We start from the raw sequence: 257 nt of genomic DNA, 5'->3' as shown, positions 1-257 counted from the left end.
CTTTGGATGAGCCCACAGTTTCAATATAGGTAAACGGTTATGACGACACGACGACATTTTTTGAAAGGCGTAGGAGCGGCGTCTCTGGTTACCTTGCTACCCAATTTCTCCTTTGCGTCAACGCAAAGCCCAAATGTACTGATTTGGATAACACTTCGCGGCGCGATGGATGGCCTCAACGTGGTAGTACCAAGTTTTGATGAGCATTACCAAAAGTTGCGGCCAACAATAGCACTCACCAAAGATCAGCTTAACCC

At 47.1% G+C, this 257-nt stretch carries 1 protein-coding gene; it reads left to right on the top strand.

Features of this window, described 5'->3' with window-relative positions; all coding sequences use genetic code 11:
- Window positions 1–39: 39 nt before the first annotated feature.
- Window positions 40–257 (top strand): twin-arginine translocation signal domain-containing protein (locus tag FQ668_RS27775; protein WP_144180817.1); only part of this gene is annotated, 218 nt, incomplete at its 3' end.

It is taken from the genome of Pseudomonas sp. Kh14 (genome assembly GCF_900291005.1).
Lineage (GTDB): Bacteria > Pseudomonadota > Gammaproteobacteria > Pseudomonadales > Pseudomonadaceae > Aquipseudomonas > Aquipseudomonas alloputida.
Note: the sequence above shows the minus strand (reverse complement) of the source record. Positions and strands in the feature narration are given on the sequence as shown.